Below are 20,743 nucleotides of genomic sequence, written 5' to 3'. Positions count from 1 at the left end.
CTAGGTCCGTAGAACGGTTTCAACAATCCGCAGAATGGATCGATGCAGCATTTCAGCTGGAAGTGCATTCGTCCGTTCCGCTGTATGAGAGAACGTGGTGAATTCGTTCCGTCCCGTGGAACGACCGGTCGTGGGGTGGACCACCCTCGCGGGAGGCCCCTCCCACAGGGAAGCCGTTGCGTCGCGGGTGTCGGCTACGGTGACCCGGTGCCTCTCGTGATCACCACCGTGAACGTCAACGGCGTGCGCGCAGCCGCAGCCAAGGGTCTCGTCGACTGGCTGGCCTCGTCGGCCGCCGACATCGTGTGCCTGCAGGAGGTGCGGGCCACCGAGAAGCAGTTCCACGCTGCGATCGCCCCTGCACTCGAGGCCGGATGGCACTGCGTCGGCGCGGAGTCCTCGGCCAAGGGCCGCGCCGGGGTGGCGATCCTCTCGCGTGTACCGGCGGACGCGGTCCGCGTCGGATTCGACGTCGACGAGTTCGCGTCGGCCGGCCGCTACATCGAGGCCGACTTCGGCGACGTGACGGTGGGAAGCCTCTACCTTCCGACCGGTGAGGCGCAGACGCCGAAGCAGGACGAGAAGGAACACTTCATGAAGAGCTTCGCGACCTATCTCGCCGAGCGGTACGCCGCGGTGACGGCCGCAGGTCGCGACATGGTGGTATGCGGCGACTGGAACATCGCCCCCACCGAGCGGGACATCAAGAACTGGAAGGGCAACGTCAAGAAGTCCGGCTTCCTGCCGGAGGAGCGCGCCTGGGTCGGCGACCTGCTCGACGCGGGCTGGCGCGACGTGGTGCGCGACCTCCACGGAGACGTCGCCGGTCCCTATTCGTGGTGGTCGTACCGCGGCAAGGCATTCGACACCGACGCCGGCTGGCGCATCGACTACCACCTCGTGACCCCGGGCCTGGCGGCCCGCGCGACCGAGGCCCGCGTCGAACGCGCAGCGAGCTACGACCGGCGCTGGTCCGACCATGCACCGGTGACGGTGGCCTTCGATCGCTGACCGCTTCTGCGGATCGCCCGGAAGTGCCCACCTCGGTCGCAGTGCGGTGGGGCCTGCGTGGAATCATCGACGGCATGTCGAGCACTGCAGAACAGAACGCCACGAAGCCGAAGGCCCGCCCCCGTGTGCTGTCCGGCATCCAGCCCACCTCGGATTCGTTCCACCTCGGGAACTTCCTCGGGGCGCTGGCGCAGTGGGTTCCGGCGCAGGACGAGAACGACGCCTTCTACTTCATCCCCGATCTGCACGCGATCACCGTTCCGCACGAGCCGAAGCTGCTCCGCAAGCGTGTGCTCGTCTCCGTGGCGCAGCTGCTCGCAATCGGTATCGATCCGGAGAAGTCCGTCCTGTTCGTGCAGAGCCAGGTGCCCGAGCACGCCGAGCTCGCCTGGGTCCTGAGCTGCATCACCGGTTTCGGTGAGGCCAGCCGGATGACACAGTTCAAGGACAAGTCCGCCAAGCAGGGCACCGAGCACGCCGGCGTCGGCCTGTTCACCTATCCGATCCTCATGGCCGCCGACATCCTGCTCTACCGCGCGAGCCACGTGCCGGTGGGGGAGGACCAGCGTCAGCACCTCGAGTTGACGCGAGATCTCGCGCAGCGCTTCAACTCCCGCTTCGGCAAGACCTTCGTCGTCCCCGAGCCGACGATCGTGAAGGAGACCGCGAAGATCTACGACCTGCAGGATCCGACGTCGAAGATGAGCAAGTCCGCGGCGACCGACGCGGGCCTGATCAACCTCCTCGACGATCCGAAGGTCTCGGCGAAGAAGATCCGCTCCGCGGTGACCGACAACGAGCGCGAGATCCGTTTCGACCGCGAGAACAAGCCCGGGGTCTCGAACCTGCTCACGATCCAGTCGGCTCTGTCGGGCCGCAGTATCGACGAGCTCGTCGCCGGCTACGAGGGCAAGGGCTACGGCGACCTGAAGGCCGACACCGCAGAGGTTCTCACCGAGTTCGTCACGCCGATCCGCACCAAGGTCGACGAGTACCTGGCCGACCCGGCCGAACTGAACCGCATTCTCTCGGGCGGCGCGGACCGCGCTCGCGAGGTCGCATCCCGCACCTTGGCGCAGGTCTATGACAAGGTGGGTTTCCTGCCGCGGACCTAGACGAAGGAGCACCCGGATGGCCGGCGAACCCGACGAGAAGCCGGGATTTCTCGAGCGTCAACGCGCGGCCCATCCGGTGCTCGACCGCATCCTCCGGGCCGGGGTGCGGTATCAGGAGAACAAAGGCGATTACTACGCGGCCGGTCTGACCTTCTTCACGGTGCTGGCCATCGTCCCGATCATCATGGTCGTATTCTCGCTGGCCGGCTTCGTGCTCGCCGGTCGCCCCGAGCTGCTCGACCAGATCCGGCAGATCATCTCCGAGAACATCCCCGGTCAGCTCGGTGGCACCGTCCAGAGCCTGATCGACTCGGCGATCGAATCCCGCGGCGCGGTAGGTCTCATCGGTCTGCTCACCGCCTCGTATGCGGGCCTGGGCTGGATCACGAATCTGCGTGAAGCACTCACCGCCATGTGGGAGCACCCGCGCGACAAGGGCAACTTCTTCGTGGTCAAGCTGCGCGACGGCGGCGCGCTCGTCAGTCTCGGGCTCGCGATGACAGTGTCGTTGGGGCTCTCGGCGCTGAGCAGCGGGCCGATCGCGCGCAGAATCGTCGAGCTGCTCAACATGGAGAACCTCGTCGGCATCGGCGTGGTTCTGCGGATCCTGGCACTGATCACGGCCACGGCCGCGACCGCCCTGGTGTTCACCTGGGTGATCGCGCGCCTGCCCCGCGAACCGGTCCCGTTCCGCAGCGCGATCGTCGCAGGTGTGATCGCCGGGATCGGTTTCGAACTGCTCAAGCAGACCGGTTCGATCTATCTCGAACGGGTGCTCAACGGGCCGGCGGGCGTCGCCTTCGGGCCCATTCTCGGCATTCTCGTGTTCGGTAATCTCACGGCTCGTCTTGTGCTCTTCTGCACCGCGTTCGCAGCGACGTCCCGCGCGAGCCTCGCACTCGCACACCATCCCGCGCCCACGGGAGCTGTCATCACTCCGCGTCTCGAGGTGCACGAAGGTTTCGACGCGCGCCGCGGGGCCGTACTCCTCGGAGCGGGTCTGCTCGGGGGGCTCCTCGCCGGGTTGCGATTCCGGAGGAAATGAACGAACTCCCGGGGTGAAAACCCGGTTCGGGGGTGCCGATCGTGCCGCGGACGGGCGACGATGGAGGCGTGGCAAAACAGACGCGCTCCGCCGCGCCCCGACGCTCGTTCCAGGTGACTCCGCGCAGAGTTCTCGCGGCCGTCCTGGTCCTGCTCGCCGCGCTGTTCGTCCTCCAGAACCGCAAGAGCACGAGCATCGACCTCTTCTGGATCTCGCTGCAGGCACCGTTGTGGCTGGTGCTCGTCGTCATCTTCGCGCTCGGGTGGGTCGCGGGCTTCCTGTTCGCACGCGGACGCTGATCCGATCGTCTCGGTTCGGGTTCACCCGCGCGCGGAATCCTGCTCCATCGACTGCCGGGCCTGTTCCTCGATGAAGTTCGGGACGACACGTAGTGAGAACAGCGGAGTGAGAACAGCGGAGTGAGGACAGCGGAGTGAGCACAGACGACGGCAGGCCCGTCCCCGAAGGGGCGGGCCTGCCGTCGTGCGAGGTGATCAGCGAGCGAACATGAGCGCGCGCTTGACCTCCTGGATCGCCTTCGTCACCTGGATGCCACGGGGGCACGCGTCGGTGCAGTTGAAGGTGGTGCGGCAGCGCCACACGCCTTCCTTGTCGTTGAGGATGTCCAGACGCTCGGCGGTACCCTCGTCACGCGAATCGAAGATGAACCGGTGCGCGTTGACGATCGCGGCGGGGCCGAAGTAGCTGCCGTCGCTCCAGTACACCGGGCACGAGGTGGTGCAGCACGCGCACAGGATGCACTTGGTGGTGTCGTCGAACCGGGCACGGTCGGCCTGCGACTGGATGCGCTCGCGGGTCGGCTCGTTGCCGGAGGCGATGAGGAACGGCTTCACGGCGCGGTAGGCGTCGAAGAAGGGCTCCATGTCGACGACGAGGTCCTTCTCGACCGGAAGGCCACGGATCGGCTCGATCGTGATCGTGACGTCCTTGCCGTTCTTGTCCAGCAGGTCCTTCATGAGGATCTTGCAGGCGAGACGGTTGACGCCGTTGACACGCATCGCGTCCGAGCCGCACACGCCGTGGGCGCAGCTGCGACGGAAGGTGAGCGTGCCGTCGAGGTAACCCTTGACGTAGCCCAACAGGTTGAGCAGACGGTCGGACGGCAGCGCCGGCACCTGGAACGAATCCCAGTGCTGACCCTTGTCGTCCTCCGGGTTGAACCGAGCGATCTTGAGGGTGACCATCGTCGCGCCCTCGGGCACGGGAGGCAGTGACGACGCGCCCGTGTCGGTCTTCTCGATGGTTGTCATCAGTACTTACGCTCCATGGGCTCGTACCGGGTCTGGACCACCGGCTTGTAGTCCAGGCGAATGTCGGAGATCAGTTCCTCGCCCACCTTGTACGCCATGGTGTGCTTGAGGAAGTTCTCGTCGTCGCGCTTCGGGTAGTCCTCGCGGGCGTGGCCGCCGCGCGATTCCTTGCGGTTCAGCGCGCCGACGACGGTGACCTCGGCCATCTCGAGGAGGAAACCGAGCTCCAGCGCTTCGAGCAGGTCGCTGTTGTAGCGCTTGCCCTTGTCGTGGACGGTGATCTCCTTGTAGCGCTTCTTCAGCGCGTGGATGTCGTTGAGCGCCTGCGTCAACGTCTCCTCGGTGCGGAACACCGACGCGTTGTTGTCCATCGTCTGCTGCAGCTCGGTGCGGATGTCGGCCACCCGCTCCTTGCCGCCCTGGTGCAGGATCAGGTCGAGCCACTCGTCGACGTACTTCGTCGGCTCGTCCGGCATCTCGACGTGCTTCGTGCTGTTGGCGTACTCCGCGGCGGCGATGCCGGCGCGACGACCGAAGACGTTGATGTCGAGCAGCGAGTTGGTGCCGAGACGGTTGGCGCCGTGGACGGACACGCATGCGCACTCGCCGGCCGCGTACAGGCCGGGCACGACGTTCTCGTTGTCGCGGAGGACCTCGCCGTCGACGTTGGTCGGGATACCGCCCATGACGTAGTGGCAGGTCGGGAACACCGGCACGAGCTCGGTGACAGGGTCGACACCGAGGTAGGTGCGGGAGAACTCCGTGATGTCGGGGAGCTTCTCCTCGAGGACGTCCTCGCCGAGGTGGGTCACGTCGATGTAGACGTAGTCCTTGTTCGGTCCGGCGCCGCGACCCTCGAGCACCTCGAGCACCATCGAGCGGGCGACGATGTCGCGGGGCGCGAGGTCCTTGATGGTGGGGGCGTAGCGCTCCATGAACCGCTCGCCGTCGGCGTTGCGGAGGATGCCGCCCTCACCACGCACGGCTTCCGAGATGAGGATGCCGAGACCGGCCAGGCCCGTCGGGTGGAACTGGTGGAACTCCATGTCCTCGAGCGGCAGGCCCTTGCGGAAGATGATGCCGAGGCCGTCACCGGTGAGGGTGTGGGCGTTCGACGTCGTCTTGTACATACGGCCCGAGCCGCCCGTCGCGAAGACGATGGCCTTGGCGTGGAAGACGTGGATCTCGCCGGTCGCGAGCTCGTACGCGATGACACCCGTCGCGACGGGACCGTTCTCGGTCTCGGTGAGGGTGATGTCGAGCGCGTAGAACTCGTTGAAGAACTCGACGTCGTGCTTGACGCAGTTCTGGTAGAGCGTCTGCAGAATCATGTGGCCGGTGCGGTCGGCGGCGTAGCACGCGCGACGGACCGGGGCCTTACCGTGGTCGCGGGTGTGACCACCGAAGCGACGCTGATCGATCTTGCCCTCGGGCGTCCGGTTGAACGGAAGACCCATCTTCTCGAGGTCGAGAACGGCGTCGATGGCCTCCTTGGCCATGATCTCCGCAGCGTCCTGGTCGACCAGGTAGTCGCCACCCTTGACGGTGTCGAAGGTGTGCCACTCCCAGTTGTCCTCTTCGACGTTCGCGAGGGCGGCGCACATGCCACCCTGAGCGGCGCCGGTGTGGCTGCGGGTGGGGTAGAGCTTCGTGAGCACTGCGGTGCGCGCACGCGGGCCGGCTTCGATGGCCGCGCGCATGCCGGCGCCGCCGGCGCCGACGATGACTACGTCGTAACGATGTTCCTGCATGAAGGTTCGGCTCCCCTAGCTCGCCGTGATGTTCGGGTCGAAGGTGAAGATCACGTAGGTGCCCAGGCCCATGATCAGGATCATCGACACGACGAGGATCGTGTTGAGCCAGAACCGGGTGGAGTCCTTACGTGCGTAGTCCGCGATGACGGTGCGCAGACCGTTACCGCCGTGGAGCTGAGCGAGCCACAGCATCGACAGGTCCCAGACCTGCCAGAACGGGCTGGACCAGCGGCCTGCGACGAACGCGAAGTTGATGCGGTGCACGCCGTCATCGAGCATCAGCATGATGAAGAGGTGACCGAGGACCAGGATGATCAGGGCCAGGCCGGACAGGCGCATGAACAACCAGGCGTAGAGCTCGAAGTTGTTCTTCGCGGCGCGCCGCGGCGAGCGCGGGTTGTCGAGGCCGGCAGGCCGGTCGTATTCCTTACCCAGAGTCTTCGCTTCGGTCATGTCAGTGCCCCGCAAATGTGTTGAAGAGGATGCGAACGGCCGCGGGGATCATCACCACGAACCAGATCGCGAGGATCGTCCAGAGCATCACGCGCTGGTACTTCGGGCCCTTCGACCAGAAGTCCACGAGCATGACCCGCAGGCCGTTGAGTGCGTGGTACAGGACCATCGCGACCAGGCCGAGCTCCATGAGGCCGACGATCGGGTTCTTGTACGTATCGATCACCGCGTCGTAGGTCTCGGGGTTGACCCGGACGAGTGCGGTGTCGAGGACGTGGACGAAAAGGAAGAAGAATGTCGCCACGCCCGTGATCCGGTGCAATACCCAGGACCACATGCCGGGGTCTCCCCGGTAAAGCGACCGTGTGCGCCCCGCCTTTGCGGGGGCGGCTTCAGTCGTGCTGCTCATCGAGTGCTGTGCCTCCAACGTCAATGGTGGACGCGTCGAGCTGCTCCTACCTGTGGGGGATTCCGCAGTACGGGCCCGACGTGAACCTGAACCGACTTGGATCGACTCTAGACCCATCCCAAACTCGGGAACTAATCTCCCGCCCCATTCGTACAGGGCTCCAAATGCGAAGTTAGGTTTGCCTTTCCAACTGTGATCTGGCGCGGTGGGGGTCGCCTACCGTCGCCCACGCCACCGTGACAGGATGATGAACCATGCCGGACATCGACTGGAAAATGTTGCGCGCCAAAGCACATGAGGTGATGGGTCGAGCCTACGCCCCCTACTCCGGGTTCCCGGTGGGGGCTGCCGGCCTCACCGTCGACGGTCGGATGGTCCTCGGGTGCAATGTGGAAAATGTCTCACACGGACTGGGCCTATGTGCCGAATGTGTACTCGTCGGTAACTTGATCGCCCAGGGTGGAGGCCGCCTTCGGGCCGTCGCCGTGTGCGACTCCCGGGGCCACGTTCTGACCCCGTGCGGCCGGTGCCGGCAGGTGCTTCTCGAACACGGCGGCCCCGATCTCGAGGTCGACGCCCAGGGCGGCCCGCGTCGTCTCTCCGCGCTCCTCCCCGACGCGTTCGGCCCCGACGATCTCGCGGCCGTGCGGGAGAACGAGGACCGCCGTGCCTGACATCGTCACCGTCATCCGCCGCAAGCGCGACGGACACGAACTCTCCGGCACCGAGATCGACTGGGTCATCGAAGCGTTCACCCACGGCATCGTCTCCGACGCCCAGATGTCGGCCCTGGCGATGGCCGTCTGGTTCCGCGGCATGAGCCGGGCGGAGACGGCACGCTGGACCACCGCGATGATCGACTCCGGTCGTCGCCTCGATTTCTCCGCGCTCGGACTGCGCACCGTCGACAAACACTCGACAGGCGGTGTGGGAGACAAGATCACCCTGCCGCTCGCACCGCTCGTCGCCGCCTGCGGCGTCGCCGTCCCGCAGCTGTCGGGCCGCGGTCTCGGTCACACCGGCGGCACCCTGGACAAGCTCGAAGCGATCCCGGGCTGGAAGGCCGATCTGACCACCGCGGAAATCGCCGAGATCCTCACCGACCCGGCCGTCGGTGCGGTCGTGTGCGCGGCGAGCGCCGATCTCGCACCCGCCGACCGCAAGCTCTACGCACTGCGCGACGTCACCGGGACCGTCGAGTCGATCCCGCTCATCGCCAGCTCGATCATGAGCAAGAAGATCGCCGAGGGCACCGGAGCCCTCGTCCTCGATGTGAAGGTCGGCAGCGGTGCCTTCATGAAGGAACTCGGCGAGGCCCGCGAGCTGGCACGCACCATGGTCGAGCTCGGCACCGACGAAGGGCTGCCCACGACGGCCCTGCTCACCCGCATGGACAGCCCGCTCGGGCGTACGGCGGGCAATGCGCTCGAGGTCCGGGAGGCCGTCGAGGTGCTCGCCGGCGGCGGACCCGACGACGTCGTCGAGCTGACCCTGGCCCTGGCCCGTGAGATGCTCGAGGCCGCCGGTGTCGACGACGTCGATCCCGCCGACCGCCTGCGCGACGGCACTGCGATGGACCGATGGAACGCGATGATCGCCGCCCAGGGTGGCGACCCCACGGCGCCGTTGCCCGTCGCGACCCACACCGAGACCTTCCACGCCGACGCGGACGGGGTGATCTCCGAACTCGACGCGTACGCGGTCGGCATCGCCGCGTGGCGTCTGGGAGCCGGTCGCGAACGGCAGGGCCAGGACGTCCAGCCCGGGGCCGGCATCGAACTGCACGCGGTCCTCGGTGATCGTGTCCGCGCGGGCCAGTCGATCGCGACGCTGCACACCGACACCCCGGGACGCATTCCCGACGCGCTCGCCGCCCTCCGCGGCGGTCTCCGCATCTCCGACACGGCACCCGACCGGCAGCCGCTCGTGATCGAGCGGATCCGGGCGTAGCGGGTCCGGCGGCCGGAGACCGAGCGGAACCGGCCGCCGCCGACTACCGTCCCGATCATGAACGGCCGTCTGACTCCCGAACTCGTTCGCACCGCACCCAAAGTGGTCCTCCACGACCACCTGGACGGCGGCCTCCGTCCCAGGACGGTCCTCGAACTCGCGGACGCGTGCGGGTGGTCGTTGCCCGCGGACACCGAAGCGGATCTCGCCCGGTGGTTCCGCGAGTCCGCCGACAGCGGGTCGCTCGAGCGCTATCTCGAAACCTTCGAGCACACCGTCGCCGTGATGCAGACGGCCGAAGGACTCGAACGCGTCGCACGCGAATGCGTCCTCGACCTCGCCGACGACGGCGTCGTCTACGCCGAGGTGCGGTTCGCACCCGAGCAGCACCTGGAGAAGGGACTGTCGCTGGACGAGGTCGTCGAGCACGTCCTCGAAGGCTTCCGCGCCGGGGAATCGGAGGTGGCTGCGGGAGGTCGTCGCATCCGGGTGCGCTGCCTGCTCACCGCGATGCGGCACGCGGCGCGCTCGTTGGAGATCGCCGAACTCGCCGTGCGCTTCCGGGATCGCGGCGTGGCGGGTTTCGACATCGCCGGCGCCGAGGCGGGCAATCCGCCGAGCCGTCATCTCGACGCCTTCGAGTACACCCGCGCGGCCAACGCGCACTTCACGATCCACGCCGGTGAGGCGTTCGGGCTCCCGTCCATCCACGAAGCGGTCGCCTTCTGCGGCACCGACAGGCTCGGCCACGGCGTGCGCATCGTCGACGACATCGAAGTGCACGACGACGGGACCGCCACCCTGGGCCGGCTCGCCAACTACATCCGCGACAAGCGCATCCCGCTCGAACTGTGCCCGTCGTCGAACGTGCAGACCGGCGCGGTTCGCACCCTCGCCGAGCATCCCTTCGACCTGCTGGCCCGCCTGCGCTTCCGCGTCACCGTCAACACCGACAACCGGTTGATGAGCGACACCACGATGACGCAGGAGATGGTTCGGCTCGTCGAGACCTTCGACTACGGCTGGGTCGACCTCGAACGGTTCACGATCAACGCGATGAAGTCGGCCTTCCTCCCGTTCGACCAGCGACTGGAACTGATCGACGACGTCATCAAGCCGGGATACGCCGTCCTCGTCGGGTAACCCGCGTCGGTGCCGACCCGACGCGACCCGCGTCAGTGCCGACCCGACGCGACCCGCGTCAGTGCCGACCCGACGCGACCCGCGCGTCAGTGCCGGCGCAGTCGCGCGTCGAACTCGCGCTCGAGCTCGCGCCAGGCGAGGGACTCGGCGTCGAACGGCGGCTTGGGCGCCGTGCGTTCCGAATCGGGTTCGATCACGTGGTTGACGAACCAGCCGAGCTCCGTGGACGCGGCGAGCGCGGCCTCCGTCGAGTCGTCGTCCGCGAAGTTCGCTGCGTCGACGAACAACTCGACCGCCAGTTCGAGCTGATCGGGGTCGACGGCCGCGACACCCTGGGCGATGTCGTCGGCGATTCCGGTGAGCACGTAGACGTTGTCATCGGTGACCGTCACGTCGAGCGATCCGTCGACAGCCGCGAGCTGGATCTCCGTGTACGGCTCGAGCGTCGCGAGGTCGTGGTCGTGGTTGTCGGCGAGGTGGCGGGCCAGCGCGCGCTCGGACGGGAAGACGTCGATGGTGCCGTCGTGGCCGAGGAAGACTGCGTCGTCGTTCACGTAGCACCGCAGCGAGTACCAGGTGCCGTCGGTCGTGATGATCCGGATGGGATCGATGCCGACCCGCGCCCAGAACTCGTAGCCGTCGTCCTCGTCGTCATCGTCCTCGCCGTCGATGAACTCGTACTCGTCGTCGGCGTCGACGTCCTCGACCGTGTCGTCCGCCTCGACCTCGTTCTCGTCGACCGCCACGAGCTCGGATTCGATCTCGGCGACCACCGCGGCGTCGACGTCGGGAGTGGAGATCACGGCGTCGAGCGCGTCGATCACGTCGTCCCAGTCCTGCGCGACCGCGGTCCCGATGCGATTCCACAGGTCGAGGCCCTCACGGGTGCGGAAGGCCGAGACACCGTGCTGCAGCAGGAGGTCGATCTCCTCGCGTTCGAAGAACTTCGTCACGACGTCGAGATCGCAGACATCGCCGAGGATGCTCACGATGTCGAAGGTGTCCTGCAGCTCGGACACCGAGACGGGATCCGGGTCGTCGGCCACGAGTTCGGGTACGCCGACGAGGTCGTAGGTGTGCGGCTCGTCGGGCTCGAACTCCGAGGCCGCGAGCTTGGACACGATCGGCCACGCCTCGTGCTCGACGAGGTCGTTGTCGGCACCCGAACGCACGAACGCGACGAGTTCGGGAACCGACGGGAAGGCGTACAGGTCGTCGCCGTGGCCGAGGAATGCCTCCCACTCGTCGTCGCCTTCGCGCCAGCGCGGCGCCCAGAGCGTCACGAGGTTGCCGTCGGTGAGACCGAGCTCGATCGGGACGATGTCTCCAGCCATGGCGCGAAGCCTAGCCATGTCCGCGCCGAGAATATAGCCGGGGGCAGCTCGGTACCGGTTTCATTGCGTTACCGCACGGTCGCCCGCGGTGACCGGGCCGCAGTCGCTCGCGGCGAGTGCCGCGCGGAGATCGTCCATCGCGGAGACGCGCGCGACAGCGGCCCGCCGTGCGGCCTCGTGCACGGTCGCGAGGATCACCGCGGCCAGCTCCCGGGGATCGGTACCGCCGATCGGCTCGGCCAGCTCGAGTCCTTCGAGCGCTCCCGAACCGTCCACGCGGGCGGTCACCCGTCCATCGGGGCTGCTCGCGGTGCCCCGGACCGCACCGAGCCTCTCCACTGTGCGTTCGAGTGCATCGAGCCCGACGTGGGCTCGGTCGACGATCGCCTCCACCATCCGTTCGCTCATCGGACGAGACCTCGTCGATGAGCGGCCGGTCCGTCCGCGAGGTCGGCGCGGGACGGCAGCCGCATCCGGTCGAGGATCTCGCGAGGGACCCCTTCGGCGGCGAGGTGTTCACCGCGGACCACCGCGGCCTCGAGAGCGGCCTGCCGGTTCAGGGCGAGGATCTGATCGGCCAGTTGCCGGGCTCCGTAACGCAACTCGCGGGGGTCGATGCGAAGGTCCACGGGCAGTCCACCGTCCGTCGTCCGCACCGAGATCGTCCCGGCCCGGTTGTGGGCGGTGGCCGTGATCGGTTCCGTCGTCGTGCTGTCCATACCGGGTTGGACGCAGCGCGAGCCCGGCCGGTTCCCGCCCGGTGCGGAATTCTCGGGAATCAGCCGGCGGTGGGTCGGTAGACGCCGTGGAAGGCCATTCCTCCGTTGCCGGTGCGCATCGGCGTCACGGAGACGGGGTCGCCCGCCTCGACCATGAGGCCGTTGCCCACCACCATCGCCACGTGCCCGTCCCATACGACGAGGTCTCCGGGCAGGGCGGCCGCAGGATCCACCCGTGTGCCGACGTCCTGTTCCTGCGCCAACCGCGGCAGTTCGACGCCGGCCTGCGCGTAGGCGTACTGCGTCAGTCCGCTGCAGTCGAGCCCGGAGCCGGGGCTCGTGCCGCCCCACACGTACGGAGTGCCCTGCTGGGCAAGGGCGTGGCGCACCGCTGCCGCTGCCGTCTCGTTCGGTGCCAGGCTGACGCTTCCGTCCGGGAGTCTCACCTCCACGCCCGCGGAGAATCCTCCACCGAAGGTGTGCAACGTGCGTGGCTCGTCGCCGGCCGGGTCGGGGTCGCGGTGGTCGCCGGAGCCGAGCGGGGGAGCGGAGGGCTCGGGCGGCAGGAGCGCGGACGTCCGATCGGTCAGCTCCGCGAGCGTTCCGGTCACCCGTGTCAGCACGTCCAACCCGGCGACGAGGTGGTCGATCGCCACCGCGAGGAGCGCGAGCCGACCTTGCGGGAGCGACGTCGCGGGTGCGGCCCGCTCGGCGAAGGTGACGAACGAGTCGACGAGACGCGCGATCTCGGCCGCACCGGTGACCACCGTGACGGTCGCTTCGAGCGCGATCCCGGCCAGCGCCGACCCACGATCGGCCGCAGTGAGGACGTCGGCGAGCAGCTGCTCGGCACTCGCGACGGCCTGCGAGGCGGCCGTGCCGCACCAGGCCCAGGCGAGCTCGGCGACGGCGTCGCGTCCGGCCGCGTGCACCTCCTCGGCCCACTGCGCACCGATGCGCACCATCTCGCCCGGATCGACGCCGGGTGGCAGCGTGGTGCCGAACGCGTCGAGCAGGCCGGTCAACGGTGCAGCGAGCACATCGGCGGAGATCACAGCGTCTCCGAGGCGGAGCCGAGTCGTGTGGCGGTGGTGGAGCCGAGTCGTGTGGCGGTCTCGTGGGTGGTCCGCTCGTAGGCGGCCGCGGAGACCTTCGCGGCGTCTCCCATTCCGCCGAGCAGGTCGCCGAGTCGGCCGAGATCGCGCACGTGCGCGGTGTGGGTCGCGGTGAGAGCGGCGAGCACGGGTGCCCCGATCGGACCCAGTGCGGCGCTCAGCGCCGAGGGGGCGCCGTGCCGTGTCCGTTCGGCGGCCTCGTGCAGGCGCGCGGCCAGTTCGGCGGCGTCGTCGCCGAACCTCCTGACGGCACTCGTGTCGATCCGTATCGCGTCCCTGCCGGAGTTCTCGGTCACCTCGTCGCCCCTCGCGTCGTTCCTGTGGGATTCGGCACCTTCGGAGGGTTCCGTCCCTGCCGGGTTCGACGCACCCGACTGCCGATCGGTTCCGTCGTTCTATCCTTCGGACATGGATTCGCTCGTCGTCGACCACCCGCTCGCTGCTTCGCTCCTGACCATCCTTCGCGACGAACGCAGCGACAACGCTGCCTTCCGGCACGCGTTGAGGCGGCTCACCCAGATGCTCGTCTACGAGGCGGTGCGCGATGCGCCCACCGAGACGTTCGACGTCAAGACGCCGGTCGCGGTGACGACGGGAGTGCGGCTGCAGCAGCCGCCGTTGCTCGTCCCGGTCCTTCGCGCCGGCCTCGGCATGGTCGAACAGGCCCACGCCCTGATTCCTCAGGCGCAGGTCGGTTTCGTCGGTCTCGCTCGCGACGAGAAGACCTTCGAGCCGGTGCCCTATCTGGAGTCGCTGCCGGAGGACCTGTCGGGTCTTCCCGTCTTCGTGCTCGACCCGATGCTCGCGACCGGCGGGTCGATGGTGCACACCCTCGACATCCTCGCCCAGCGCGGCGCCACGGACATCACCGCGATCTGTGTGGTCGCAGCACCGCAGGGCGTCGAGGCCCTTGCTGCGTCGGGGCATCCGGTCCGGTTGGTCACGGCGTCGGTCGACGAAGGTCTCAATGAGAACAAGTACATCGTGCCGGGCCTCGGTGACGCGGGGGACAGGCAGTTCGGACCGCGATAGATCGTCCGCCGCCTGTTACTCGTGTGACTGGCGGTACGAATGTGACACACGACCGCAGTCATCTCGTTATCCGAAAACAACCCGCAGGTCTCGATTTCTTCCTACGCGCGGTGTGCTCCGTGTGAAGTCCACTGCGTAGGTACAGCCAGAGATGGGGTCGGCGGAATGGCAAGAATCTTCTCCCGCAAACTGATTCGTGGAAGTGTCAGAGCGGCTTCGGTGGGCGCGGTCGCCGTCCTCGCTGCCGTGACGAGTCACGGCACGGCTGCGGCCGCTGTCGACAACTCGCGCATCCTCCCGTTGGACGGAGGGCACGCGATCGAAGTGATCCAGGCCGACACCTCGACACAGTCGGTGCCGCCGCTCGACAGCTCACCGCTGAGTGTCGAGTTCTTCCACGACGAGGTTGCGACCGTTCGGATCACCGGTCCGAACGCGGCGAACTTCGCCGGGACGGCGGTGGAGGTCGGTTTCCAGGTCGGCTACCCGGTCGCGCTGCCGGGGGCGACGGTCACCGTCATCACTCCGAGTCTGTCCTGGGGCGTGGAGAACGGTGCAGCCATCGGCCTCTCGCTCGACAACGAAGGTGGTGCCTCGCTCGATCTCGGCCTGGAGGCGGGTGGTTCGCTCAGCGGCGACATCACCCCGTCCCAGGAGATCGAGATCCCGCTCGAGCCGGGCGGCATCACGTCCGTCCCGATCGTCGAGGACTTCGAGTTCGACGGCAGCTCGACGACCATCCGGATCGTCGGCGTGCACGGCTCGGTCTCGGGAGCCATCGGACCGGTGATGATCCGTCCGTACCTGAAGGCTGTCACCGCCGACCGGAACACCGTCGTCACCTACGGTGTGCCGCAGCAGGTCTGATTGCAGCAGCAGGCCTGATCGAATCGGGTCCTGACCCGGCCGGATCCGGCCGGGTCAGGGGTTCTCGTCACCGAGCGAGGCCGCCCATCCGCGCAGGGCGTCGAGTGTCGCCTCCGCGGTCGGGCGGTCTCGTTCCGTGACCACCTCCAGGTAGACCTTGAGCTTCGGCTCGGTGCCCGACGGACGCACCACCACGCGTACCGCCGGCCCGTCCGGGGCATCCGCGCGACCGACGAGGACGAGGGCGTCGGTGCTCATCGGTCCCGGGCTCTCGGCGAGATCGGTCGCGGTCACCGCCAGACCCGCGAGGGTCGTCGGAGGCTCCGCACGCAGTCGCGTCATCACGGCGCCGATGCGCTGCAGGTCGTCGACGCGGATCGACACCTGATCGCCGACGTGGACACCGAGTTCGCGATGCAGGTCGTCGAGTGCGTCGATCAGGGTCCGGCCGGACTGCTTCAGGTCCGCGACGTAGTCGGCGACCACCACGGCGGTCGCGATGCCGTCCTTGTCGCGCACAGCGTCCGGATCCACGCAGTGCCCGATCGCCTCCTCGTACGCGTAGACGAGGCCGTCACCGGCACGGGCGAGCCACTTGAAACCCGTGAGCGTCTGCGCATATCGCGCGCCGCGTGCGGCCGCGAGCCGTCCCAGCATGGTCGACGAGACGATGGTTGTCGCGACCAGCGAGCCGGGCGGCGACGACGCGAGGATCCGGTCGCCGAGCAGGACCCCGGTCTCGTCGCCGCGCAGCATCGTCCATCCCTGCGGGCCCGGGACACCGACGGCACAACGATCGGCGTCGGGATCGAGCGCCAGGGCGATGTCGGCGTCGACCTCGGCCGCCAGCGCGAGCAGAGCATCGGTTGCGCCCGGTTCCTCGGGGTTGGGGAAGGCGACCGTGGGAAACTCCGGATCCGGCGCGAACTGGGACGCCACGACGTGGACGTCGTCGAATCCCGCGGAACGCAGGGCTGCGACCGCCGTCTCGCCACCGACACCGTGCAGTGCCGTCAGGGCGATACGCACGCCTCGATGCGGGGAGCGGGGGAGCGACGCGACCCGGGCGAGATAGCGGTCGACGAGGTCGTCCCCCGACGGCGCGACCGGCACCCGGGGCACGTCCGCGGCATCGCCGACGGCGTCGATTGCCGTTTCGATCTCCCGATCGGCGGGCGCGGCCAGTTGCGCTCCGTCGGCGAGATAGACCTTGTACCCGTTGTCGGCGGCGGGATTGTGCGATGCCGTGATCTGCACGCCCGCAACGGCGCCCAGCGCCCGTACCGCGAAGGCGGTCACCGGCGTGGGGAGTGGCTCTCCGAAGGCGACGACCTCGAAGCCGGCCGCGGCGAGAACCTCTGCCGCGGCGGTGTGGAATTCCGCCGAGCCCGTACGGGCGTCGCGGCCGACGACGACGGTGCCACCGCCCTGCCCGTTCGCCTCGAGCCACGCCCCGAGTCCGGCGGTGGTGCGGACGACGACGGGCACGTTCATGCAGTCCGGTCCGTCGCCGACCGGGCCGCGCAACCCCGCGGTGCCGAACCGCAGCGTCACAGCCGGGCCGCCAGATCGCGCAGGAGATCGCCCATCCGGGTCGCGGCCGCACGCCCCGCGGCCAGTACCTCGGTGTGGTCGAGGGGAGCACCGGTGATGCCGGCCGCGGCGTTGGTCACCAGCGAGACCGCGAGCACCCGCGCTCCGGCCGCGCGCGCCGCGATGGTCTCGTGGACCGTGGACATGCCGACGAGGTCGGCGCCGAGGGTGCGCAGCATCCGGATCTCCGCCGGGGTCTCGTAGTGCGGCCCGGGCAGACCGGCATAGACCCCTTCGCGCAGCGACGGATCGATCTCGCGGGCGAGCGCGCGCAGGTCCGGCGAGTAGGCGTCGACGAGGTCGACGAACTGGGCACCCACCAGGGGTGAGCGGCCGGTGAGGTTGAGGTGGTCCGAGATGAGAACCGGCTGCCCCACGGAGAACTCGGGGTCGATGCCACCGGCCGCATTGGTGAGGACGACGGTGCGGGCACCCGCCGCGACCGCCGTGCGCACGGGATGGACGACGCGGGCGAGATCGTGCCCCTCGTAGGCGTGGATGCGACCGGCGAGGACGAGGACGGCGTTGTCGCCGGCGCGCACCGAGTGGATGTTCCCGGCATGGCCTGCTGCCGTCGGCGGTGCGAAGCCGGGCAGCTCGTTCATGGGGATCGTGGCGACGGGAATGCCGAAACTCTCGACCGCGGCCCGCCAGCCGGACCCGAGGACGACGGCGACGGAGTGTTCGGCGACCCCCGTCCGTTCGGCGAGAGCGGCGGCTGCGGCGTCGGCGGCCGCGGCGGGGTCGAAGACGTGATCGGGTTCTCCCATGGCATCGGACCCTAATCGCTCACGGCATGTTACTCGCGGGTAAGTAGGCGCGGTATGCTGACGCGCATGCCTTACCTCGAACGTGACGGCGACGTCTTCGTCCTGCATCTCGGTGACCGTGACGTGGAGGTCTCCGAGAACCGGTTCCACCCCGATCGTCTCGCCGCGATCCACTCCCTCCTCGACGAGGTGGAAGCGCACGACGGACCCGCCGCCCTCGTGACCGCGGCGACCGGAAAGTTCTGGAGCAACGGACTCGACATCGACTGGGTCGGCGCGAACCTGCCGGATCTGCCGGGCTATCTGGACTCCGTCCACGACCTCTACGTGCGGCTGCTCACCTTCCCCGCGGCGACGGTCGCGGCCGTGCAGGGGCACGCCTTCGGTGCCGGCGCGATGCTCGCGCTCGTCCACGACTTCCGGGTGATGCGCGGCGATCGCGGCTACTGGTGCCTGCCCGAGGTGCAGCTGAACATGCCGTTCACCGTCGGGATGTCCGCACTGATCCGTTCCCGCCTGCCGATCCAGACGGCGGTCGAGGCCATCACCACAGGTCGTCGCTACGGCGGTGAGGACGCCGTGGCCGCGGGCATCGCCGAGCAGGCCGTCACCGGTGACGCCGTGCTCGCAGCGGCGGTCGAGCGCGCAGCGGCGCTCACTGCCACCCGCGGGCCGAATCTGTCGGGCATCAAGCGCGGTCTGCACGCGCCGCTGATCTCGGCACTGGAGATCCGGACCGACGCGTCGAACTTCCGGTTCGGCTGATCGCCCCGCCGCGAAGTCGACGAACCGGTCGTACGCGCCGATCGATCGGGACGCGGTGAGCATGACAGACTGGACCCCGTGACGACCGACTACGCCACGGCGATCGAGGCTGCTTCCGACACCCTCGTCGGCCTGTCGCATTCCATCCACGCCGAACCGGAACTCGCGTTCGAGGAACACCGGAGCGCCGCGAAGATCGTCGAGGTGCTGCGCGACCACGATTTCGAGGTCACCACCGGCATCGCCGACCTGCCCACCGCCTTCGATGCGCGGTTCGGCAGCGGCGAACTCGTCCTCGCGTTCTGCGCCGAGTACGACGCGCTGCCGGGCATCGGGCACGCGTGCGGCCACAACATCATCGCGGCGTCGGCCGTGGGCGCCGGGATCGGTCTCGCCGCGCTCGCCGACGAACTCGACGTGACCGTCCGCGTCATCGGAACCCCCGCGGAGGAGACCGGCGGCGGCAAGGTCCTCATGCTCGAACGCGGCGTCTTCGACGGTGTCGGTGCGGCGATGATGGTGCATCCCGGCCCGTTCGACATCACCGGGGCGACGTCGCTCGCCCTCGCCGACATCGCCGTCGAGTACGACGGCCGCGAGGCGCACGCCTCCGCGGCGCCCGAATACGGGCTCAACGCCGCCGACGCTGCGACCGTCGCCCAGGTCGCGGTCGGTCTGCTGCGGCAGCATTTGCATCCCGGGCAGCAGATCCACGGGATCGTCGCGCAGGGCGGGACGGCACCGAACATCGTGCCCAGCCACACCGAACTGCTGTACTACCTGCGGGCCGGGACGAGCGAACTCCTCGACGACCTCGTCGAACGCGCACGCAACTGCTTCGCCGCAGGGGCGCTGGCCACCGGATGCAACCACCGGATCCGGACGGTCTCGCCGACCTACACCGAACTCACTCCCGACCCGTGGCTGGTGCAGGCATATCGTGAGGAGATCATCGATCTCGGGCGCCGACCGCTGCCCGTCGAGGAGGAAGGAGCGCGCCCCCTGGGCAGTACCGACATGGGAAACGTGACGAACGTGGTGCCGGGAATCCATCCGGTCATCGGACTCGACTCCGGTGGCGCGGTGACACATCAGGCCGCCTTCGCGGCCGCATGCGTCACCGAGTCCGCCGATCGGGCAGTACTCGACGGAGCGCGTGCGCTCGCAGCGACCGCCGTGCGCGCGGCGACCGATCCGGTACACCGGGCACGGCTCCTGGAACAGGTCGGCCGCCGATGAACCCGTACGTCGAGAAGTGGTTGGACCGCCACACCGAGGACCTCTCGCTCTGGCGCCGCCACATCCATGCGAATCCGGAGCTCGCCCGGCAGGAGTACGCCACCACCGAGTTCGTCGCGAAGCACCTGCGCGCCGCCGGGCTCGACCCGAAGGTTCTGCCGCGCGGCACCGGTCTGATCTGCGATCTCGGCCCGGCCGACGGACCGCGGATCGCGCTGCGGGCCGACATGGACGCCCTGCCGATGCAGGAGACCACCGGACTGCCGTTCGAATCGACCGTTCCCGGCGTCTCGCATGCGTGCGGGCACGACGCTCACACCACCGTCGTGCTCGGTGCGGGCCTGGCCCTGGCCTCGATGCCCGAACTCCCGGTCGGTGTCCGGCTGGTCTTCCAGCCCGCCGAGGAGGTCATGCCCGGCGGAGCGCTCGACGTCGTCGCGGCGGGCGGGCTCGACGGGGTCTCGCGGATCTTCGCGCTGCACTGCGACCCGCGTCTCGAGGCGGGCAAGGTCGGTATGAGGGTCGGAGCGATCACCTCGGCGGCCGACACCGTCGAACTCGTCCTCGACTCGCCCGGTGGGCACACCTCCCGGCCGCACCTGACCGGCGATCTCGTCTACGGCCTCGGTGCCGTCATCACGGGTCTTCCCGGCATGCTCAGTCGTCGCATCGATCCGCGGACCGGCACGGTCATGGTGTGGGGTGCGGTCAGCGCAGGCAAGGCACCGAACGCGATCCCGCGGACGGGCATGCTCGCGGGCACCGTGCGCACCGGCGATCACGACACCTGGCAACTGCTCGAACCGATGGTCCGCGAGATCGTGCACGGTCTGCTCGCACCCACGGGCGTCAGCTACGAACTGAACTACCGCCGCGGTGTGCCGCCGGTGGTCAACGACGAGGTGTCGGCGCGCATGTTCGAGGACGCGATCCGCGCGACCGGCCCCGACGCCCTGGCGGACACCCCGCAATCCGGTGGGGGAGAAGACTTCTCGTGGTACCTCGAACACGTCCCCGGCGCCATGGGTCGCCTCGGGGTGTGGCCGGGGGTCGGACCCGAGCTCGACATCCACCAGCCCACCTTCGATCTCGATGAGCGTGCGCTCGCCGTGGGTGTGCGGGTGATGACGAATCTGGTGCTCGGCGCCGGCTGAGGAC

Annotated in this window: 23 protein-coding genes; 12 read left to right on the top strand and 11 right to left on the bottom strand. The window is 68.6% G+C overall.

Features of this window, described 5'->3' with window-relative positions; all coding sequences use genetic code 11:
- Window positions 1–207 precede the first annotated feature (207 nt).
- The 4 genes from CKW34_RS16920 (at window position 208) to CKW34_RS16905 (ending at window position 3,470) form a co-directional block, all read left to right on the top strand.
- Window positions 208–1,011 (top strand): exodeoxyribonuclease III, encoded by an 804-nt coding sequence (locus tag CKW34_RS16920; RefSeq protein ID WP_059382327.1) that lies wholly within the window; start codon window positions 208–210, stop codon window positions 1,009–1,011.
- Between the two features lie 74 nt (window positions 1,012–1,085).
- Window positions 1,086–2,126, top strand: coding sequence for a tryptophan--tRNA ligase (trpS, locus tag CKW34_RS16915; protein WP_059382398.1), 1,041 nt, complete (start codon window positions 1,086–1,088; stop codon window positions 2,124–2,126).
- Window positions 2,127–2,142: 16 nt separating this feature from the next.
- Complete coding sequence (locus CKW34_RS16910; RefSeq protein ID WP_059382326.1) at window positions 2,143–3,171, top strand: YhjD/YihY/BrkB family envelope integrity protein; 1,029 nt, start codon at window positions 2,143–2,145, stop codon at window positions 3,169–3,171.
- 68 nt (window positions 3,172–3,239) lie between these two features.
- On the top strand, window positions 3,240–3,470 hold the full coding sequence (locus CKW34_RS16905) for a LapA family protein (protein WP_059382397.1): 231 nt from the start codon (window positions 3,240–3,242) through the stop codon (window positions 3,468–3,470).
- A 195-nt stretch (window positions 3,471–3,665) separates the two neighbouring features.
- Here the strand turns inward: CKW34_RS16905 and CKW34_RS16900 are convergent, their stop codons facing one another.
- Genes CKW34_RS16900 through sdhC form a run of 4 tightly spaced genes read right to left on the bottom strand, consistent with a single transcriptional unit; the run spans window position 3,666 to window position 6,986 of the window.
- A complete protein-coding gene (locus CKW34_RS16900) occupies window positions 3,666–4,442 on the bottom strand; it encodes a succinate dehydrogenase iron-sulfur subunit (protein WP_059382325.1) in 777 nt (258 codons plus the stop codon).
- Window positions 4,442–6,193, bottom strand: coding sequence for a succinate dehydrogenase flavoprotein subunit (gene sdhA, locus CKW34_RS16895; RefSeq protein ID WP_059382324.1), 1,752 nt, complete (start codon window positions 6,191–6,193; stop codon window positions 4,442–4,444). Before sdhA ends, CKW34_RS16900 begins: the two co-directional genes overlap by 1 nt.
- A gap of 15 nt (window positions 6,194–6,208) precedes the next feature.
- Window positions 6,209–6,649 carry a succinate dehydrogenase hydrophobic membrane anchor subunit gene (locus CKW34_RS16890; RefSeq protein WP_059382323.1) on the bottom strand — a complete coding sequence of 147 codons (441 nt, stop codon included), beginning with the start codon at window positions 6,647–6,649 and terminating at the stop codon, window positions 6,209–6,211.
- Window position 6,650: 1 nt separating this feature from the next.
- Window positions 6,651–6,986, bottom strand: coding sequence for a succinate dehydrogenase, cytochrome b556 subunit (gene sdhC, locus CKW34_RS16885; protein WP_006550128.1), 336 nt, complete (start codon window positions 6,984–6,986; stop codon window positions 6,651–6,653).
- Window positions 6,987–7,312: 326 nt separating this feature from the next.
- Between sdhC and CKW34_RS16880 the strand changes: the two genes are divergently transcribed.
- From CKW34_RS16880 to CKW34_RS16870, 3 genes are read left to right on the top strand one after another with little or no spacing between them, the layout of a single operon-like run.
- Window positions 7,313–7,732: a cytidine deaminase gene (locus tag CKW34_RS16880; RefSeq protein ID WP_080968241.1), complete on the top strand. Its 420-nt coding sequence runs from the start codon at window positions 7,313–7,315 to the stop codon at window positions 7,730–7,732.
- Complete coding sequence (locus CKW34_RS16875; protein ID WP_059382321.1) at window positions 7,725–9,008, top strand: thymidine phosphorylase; 1,284 nt, start codon at window positions 7,725–7,727, stop codon at window positions 9,006–9,008. Before CKW34_RS16880 ends, CKW34_RS16875 begins: the two co-directional genes overlap by 8 nt.
- A gap of 57 nt (window positions 9,009–9,065) precedes the next feature.
- Window positions 9,066–10,151 carry an adenosine deaminase gene (locus tag CKW34_RS16870; RefSeq protein ID WP_059382320.1) on the top strand — a complete coding sequence of 362 codons (1,086 nt, stop codon included), beginning with the start codon at window positions 9,066–9,068 and terminating at the stop codon, window positions 10,149–10,151.
- An 86-nt stretch (window positions 10,152–10,237) separates the two neighbouring features.
- Here the strand turns inward: CKW34_RS16870 and CKW34_RS16865 are convergent, their stop codons facing one another.
- From CKW34_RS16865 to CKW34_RS16845, 5 genes are read right to left on the bottom strand one after another with little or no spacing between them, the layout of a single operon-like run.
- Window positions 10,238–11,485 (bottom strand): hypothetical protein, encoded by a 1,248-nt coding sequence (locus tag CKW34_RS16865; RefSeq protein ID WP_059382319.1) that lies wholly within the window; start codon window positions 11,483–11,485, stop codon window positions 10,238–10,240.
- Window positions 11,486–11,545: 60 nt separating this feature from the next.
- The gene (locus CKW34_RS16860; RefSeq protein ID WP_059382318.1) at window positions 11,546–11,893 is read right to left on the bottom strand and encodes a YbaB/EbfC family nucleoid-associated protein; all 348 of its coding nucleotides are present in this window, start codon (window positions 11,891–11,893) and stop codon (window positions 11,546–11,548) included.
- On the bottom strand, window positions 11,890–12,204 hold the full coding sequence (locus tag CKW34_RS16855) for a hypothetical protein (protein ID WP_059382317.1): 315 nt from the start codon (window positions 12,202–12,204) through the stop codon (window positions 11,890–11,892). Before CKW34_RS16855 ends, CKW34_RS16860 begins: the two co-directional genes overlap by 4 nt.
- A 59-nt stretch (window positions 12,205–12,263) precedes the next feature.
- On the bottom strand, window positions 12,264–13,259 hold the full coding sequence (locus CKW34_RS16850; protein WP_059382316.1) for a C40 family peptidase: 996 nt from the start codon (window positions 13,257–13,259) through the stop codon (window positions 12,264–12,266).
- Window positions 13,256–13,615, bottom strand: a complete 360-nt coding sequence (locus CKW34_RS16845; protein WP_059382315.1) for a type VII secretion target — start codon at window positions 13,613–13,615, stop codon at window positions 13,256–13,258. The genes CKW34_RS16850 and CKW34_RS16845 overlap by 4 nt, the downstream gene beginning before the upstream one ends.
- A gap of 112 nt (window positions 13,616–13,727) precedes the next feature.
- Between CKW34_RS16845 and upp the strand changes: the two genes are divergently transcribed.
- The gene (gene upp, locus CKW34_RS16840) at window positions 13,728–14,351 is read left to right on the top strand and encodes a uracil phosphoribosyltransferase (protein WP_024101551.1); all 624 of its coding nucleotides are present in this window, start codon (window positions 13,728–13,730) and stop codon (window positions 14,349–14,351) included.
- A 219-nt stretch (window positions 14,352–14,570) separates the two neighbouring features.
- Window positions 14,571–15,218, top strand: a complete 648-nt coding sequence (locus tag CKW34_RS16835) for an MspA family porin (protein ID WP_080968240.1) — start codon at window positions 14,571–14,573, stop codon at window positions 15,216–15,218.
- 54 nt (window positions 15,219–15,272) lie between these two features.
- Here the strand turns inward: CKW34_RS16835 and CKW34_RS16830 are convergent, their stop codons facing one another.
- Window positions 15,273–16,772, bottom strand: coding sequence for a phospho-sugar mutase (locus tag CKW34_RS16830; RefSeq protein ID WP_059382313.1), 1,500 nt, complete (start codon window positions 16,770–16,772; stop codon window positions 15,273–15,275).
- Complete coding sequence (locus tag CKW34_RS16825; RefSeq protein WP_059382312.1) at window positions 16,769–17,581, bottom strand: purine-nucleoside phosphorylase; 813 nt, start codon at window positions 17,579–17,581, stop codon at window positions 16,769–16,771. The genes CKW34_RS16830 and CKW34_RS16825 overlap by 4 nt, the downstream gene beginning before the upstream one ends.
- Window positions 17,582–17,647: 66 nt before the next feature.
- Between CKW34_RS16825 and CKW34_RS16820 the strand changes: the two genes are divergently transcribed.
- The 3 genes from CKW34_RS16820 to CKW34_RS16810 all read left to right on the top strand — a co-directional run bounded on the left by CKW34_RS16820 (window position 17,648) and on the right by CKW34_RS16810 (window position 20,739).
- The gene (locus CKW34_RS16820) at window positions 17,648–18,346 is read left to right on the top strand and encodes an enoyl-CoA hydratase/isomerase family protein (RefSeq protein WP_059382396.1); all 699 of its coding nucleotides are present in this window, start codon (window positions 17,648–17,650) and stop codon (window positions 18,344–18,346) included.
- Between the two features lie 78 nt (window positions 18,347–18,424).
- Window positions 18,425–19,585 (top strand): M20 family metallopeptidase, encoded by a 1,161-nt coding sequence (locus tag CKW34_RS16815; protein WP_059382311.1) that lies wholly within the window; start codon window positions 18,425–18,427, stop codon window positions 19,583–19,585.
- A complete protein-coding gene (locus CKW34_RS16810) occupies window positions 19,582–20,739 on the top strand; it encodes a M20 family metallopeptidase (RefSeq protein WP_059382310.1) in 1,158 nt (385 codons plus the stop codon). The genes CKW34_RS16815 and CKW34_RS16810 overlap by 4 nt, the downstream gene beginning before the upstream one ends.
- Window positions 20,740–20,743: the final 4 nt, after the last annotated feature.

Source organism: Rhodococcus rhodochrous, from assembly GCF_900187265.1.
Taxonomy (GTDB): Bacteria; Actinomycetota; Actinomycetes; order Mycobacteriales; family Mycobacteriaceae; genus Rhodococcus; species Rhodococcus rhodochrous.
Note: the sequence above shows the minus strand (reverse complement) of the source record. Positions and strands in the feature narration are given on the sequence as shown.